Consider the following 3,214-nt stretch of genomic DNA (forward strand, 5'->3'; position numbering starts at 1 on the left):
CGGGCGCTTCTATGCGCCCGCCGCTGCTTTTCCAGCGGGCCCGACGGGATTCGAACCCGCGATCTCCGCCTTGACAGGGCGGCGTGTTAGGCCAGGCTACACCACGGGCCCGCTTCTATACCAAAATATACCACGTGGACGAACAGCCCGTCAAGATCATTTGCTGAACAGTTGGAGCTTATCCGTCCTCCAACGCTGCGCCCAATGCGCCAAGTTCGGAAAGAAAACAGGTTTCGCCGTCGAAACCAAAGATCGGCGGCCATCGGACATCCCGATTTCAGCACCAGGGTTGGATCGAGGGGTCCGTAAATACGCGGGCCGCTGACGCGACCCGCAGCGCACAGCCGCTTCGGAACAAGAGGCACATCGCCATCGAGGGGAGCGACCGCCGCTCGTTCCTCAACAGACAGTGAAGCGCAGCCCATTTCAAATCTCCAGGAAGGGAGGAGCACCCATGTTGCGAATAGAGCGCCAGGGGGACCTTGCGCTCTGGATCGTGGATCGTCCGCAGCGGCGGAACGCCATGGATTGGGCCACGATGGAGGCCTTCGCTCAAGCCGTGGAAGAGGCCGCCCGGGATCCCACATTACGGGTGGTGATCCTCACCGGCGCGGAAGGGGCCTTCCTCTCCGGGGCCGATCTTTACGAGATGGCGCTCTATCGCACGGAGGCGGATGGCGAGCGGCTGGGGCGGATCGTTGGGGACGCGCTGCGCCAGCTGGAGGAGGCGCCCTGGATCAGCATCGCCGCCATCAACGGGCCCGCCCGCGGCGGGGGCGTGGAGGTGGCGTTGGCCTGCGACCTGCGGGTGATGGCCGAGGACGCCGATCTCGCCTTCGTGCAGGTCACTTGGGCCCTCACCCCCGGATGGGGCGGGGGGCAGCGGCTGCGGCGACGCATCGGGCCCGGCCGGGCGCTGGAGCTCCTCCTCACCGCCCGGCGGATCGGAGCCGAGGAGGCGTTGCGCCTGGGGTTGGTGGAACGGGTGGCGCCCGCGGGCCAGGCCCTGGCGGAGGCGTTGGCGTTGGCCCGGGAGATCCTCCGCTGGGATCCGGAGGCCGTGCGGGCGATCAAGGCGCTGATCCGCGATGGCGACCGTCTTCCCTTCCATGAAGCCCTGCAGGCCGAGCGGGAACGGTTCGCCCGCCTCTGGGCCGCTCCGGCCCACTGGGTGGCTCTCGAACGCTTCCTCCATCGGAACCGGCGGATCGCTGATCCGGGCCAGTCGATTTGAGGATTCCAGGAGGTCGAAGGCCGGCGCGGGACCTGCTTACGCCAGCGCTTCGTCGCAGATCGCCCGGAACCCGCAGGCGCGACACCGGGCCGGGCTGCGGTGCTGGCGATGCGCCTCCCCCCGCTCCAGATCGCGCCGCATCGCCGCCAGCACCTCCAAGAGCTCATCCCGCCGCTCGGCGGTATAGTCCACCCGGAAGGTCCGATCCCGATAGCGGATCCATCCATAGGGCGGGGGACGACCGTAGGTTTCCTCCACGAGCAGGCAGTACGCGATGAGCTGCATCACATGGGACGGATGCGGACGCCGAGGGGCCGCCGCGGCTTTCACCTCCACCGGGATGATGAACCCGGCGCGTCGGATCAGGTAATCCGGCTTGCCGATAAGCCCATAGCGGGGAACGGAAAGGGGTGGGGAGCGAACAGCGCCGGACATGTCTTCGTACACCACCTCGCCCCTTGGAAGGCCGGCCCGCCGTCGGAGGAACCATCCTAGGCCTCCGATCAGCAACGCCAGGAGTAGTAAACAGACACCTGCCACCCCCACACGGTCCCTCCACCATTGGATCCCGCGGCCCGTCCTCCGCGCGCCCCTACAGCGCCCGCAGCGTCCCCACCTCCTGAACGTCCACCGGCACGCCGTCGATCTCCGAGGGGATGCGATCCTCCGGGGCCAGCTTCTCCAGAGGGACCTTCCGGCGGACCGAGACCACCAGGCAGAGCTCATCGGTGGGGCGCCCGCCCCGCTGCCGGTAGCCGATGCCCACCGCGACCACATTGGCCTTGCGCAACAGCTCGGCCTCCCACCGGCGTTTGACTTCCTGAATGCGCGCGAGGATCTCGGGGGAACTCATCGCATCGCTCCTGAAGCGACCTGACGCCGGATCCAGACCTGCAGGAGAAGGCGCCAGGCGATCAACAGGATCCCGTTGCCTGCCAGCGTGATCAAGGCGAAAGCGATCGGGGCCGGCCGTCCAAGCAGCAAACTCCGCAGCAGCAACCCCAGCGCCCATGCCCCGAGCCAAGCCAGGCCGATCCGCCACGCGGTCTGAGCAAGGGGAAGCGCCGGATCCGAGCGATACAGGCGGAAGGCCCCCGCCACGACCCACCAGGCGAGGACGAAGGGCGCGGCCGCCCGGGCCACACCCCAAAGCACCGGATCTTCCGTCAGCAGGCCGTGGCTGGCCCGCCCGACGGCGGCGAAGATCAGAAAAATCAGAAGATCCCCGACCCACGTCATCCAAAAGGTCATTATGAGCTCTCCAGGCTCCCGAAGGATTGGCGCTGCCTTCGGTCACATTATAGCAGTCCAGGCCGCCGGTGGCCTCCTCGAAAAGGGAAATCATCCGACGGCCTGGCGGGTGCGGACCACTTGGCCTTTCGACATCTGTGTAGGGACACCCCTTGTAGACGCCCTGCGGGCACGGGCAGGCTCAAGGCCTGCCCCTACAATGGATATCCGCCTTTTGTAGGGGCACTCCTTGATGGGTTGGTTGGACATGAAAGTTGGTCTTCCTCGGCGCGCTTGCGCGAGGCATCCATCCGGGTTGATGCCTCCCCGACGATCTGCGAGGACGACGGTTCCTGCCGAGAGCCCACAGCGGACACCTGGAGCGGCCCTCCCCGCAGGTGGCGACCCGACTCCAGCGACCCTTAAGATACCCATGGGGGCACCCCTTATGGGTGCCCCCTACGCCATTCCGGTGGGGGCCCCCGCTACGCCAGATGGGGATGTAGGAACGGGCTTTGCGCCCGCTCTGGAGGCGCCCACAAGGGGCGCCTTGATCCATCTTGCAGCCACACCCCACCGAAATTCCCTGGAGATCCACGCGTTGGGAAGACCACCGCCGTCTTCGACGATCTCTAATTCCCAAGGATTGCTTTGTCGCAAAGAGTTAAGAAGGGTGTGGGGGAAAATTAGAGCTGGGCTTGTAAACCAAACCCTTAAGGGAAATTCTCTGTGAGGGGCGGGCCGCATAAG

At 66.2% G+C, this 3,214-nt stretch carries 4 protein-coding genes and 1 tRNA gene; 1 reads left to right on the top strand and 4 read right to left on the bottom strand.

What is annotated here, in order from left to right; all coding sequences use genetic code 11:
- Positions 1-35: 35 nt before the first annotated feature.
- Positions 36-111 (bottom strand) — tRNA-Asp (locus ACFMO5_RS11670).
- A gap of 343 nt (positions 112-454) precedes the next feature.
- On the opposite strand from ACFMO5_RS11670, the gene ACFMO5_RS11675 reads away from it, so the two are divergent.
- A complete protein-coding gene (locus tag ACFMO5_RS11675; protein ID WP_376792925.1) occupies positions 455-1,234 on the top strand; it encodes an enoyl-CoA hydratase/isomerase family protein in 780 nt (259 codons plus the stop codon).
- 36 nt (positions 1,235-1,270) lie between these two features.
- On the opposite strand, the gene cas4 is transcribed toward ACFMO5_RS11675, so the two are convergent.
- From cas4 to ACFMO5_RS11690, 3 genes are read right to left on the bottom strand one after another with little or no spacing between them, the layout of a single operon-like run.
- The gene (gene cas4, locus ACFMO5_RS11680; RefSeq protein WP_376792926.1) at positions 1,271-1,780 is read right to left on the bottom strand and encodes a CRISPR-associated protein Cas4; all 510 of its coding nucleotides are present in this window, start codon (positions 1,778-1,780) and stop codon (positions 1,271-1,273) included.
- Positions 1,781-1,826: 46 nt separating this feature from the next.
- Entirely contained in the window at positions 1,827-2,087 is a 261-nt protein-coding gene (locus ACFMO5_RS11685) for a hypothetical protein (protein WP_376792927.1), read from the bottom strand.
- A complete protein-coding gene (locus tag ACFMO5_RS11690) occupies positions 2,084-2,485 on the bottom strand; it encodes a DUF3054 domain-containing protein (RefSeq protein WP_376792928.1) in 402 nt (133 codons plus the stop codon). The genes ACFMO5_RS11685 and ACFMO5_RS11690 overlap by 4 nt, the downstream gene beginning before the upstream one ends.
- Between the last annotated feature and the right edge of the window lie 729 nt (positions 2,486-3,214).

This window comes from Thermoflexus sp. (genome assembly GCF_042408365.1).
Lineage (GTDB): Bacteria > Chloroflexota > Anaerolineae > Thermoflexales > Thermoflexaceae > Thermoflexus.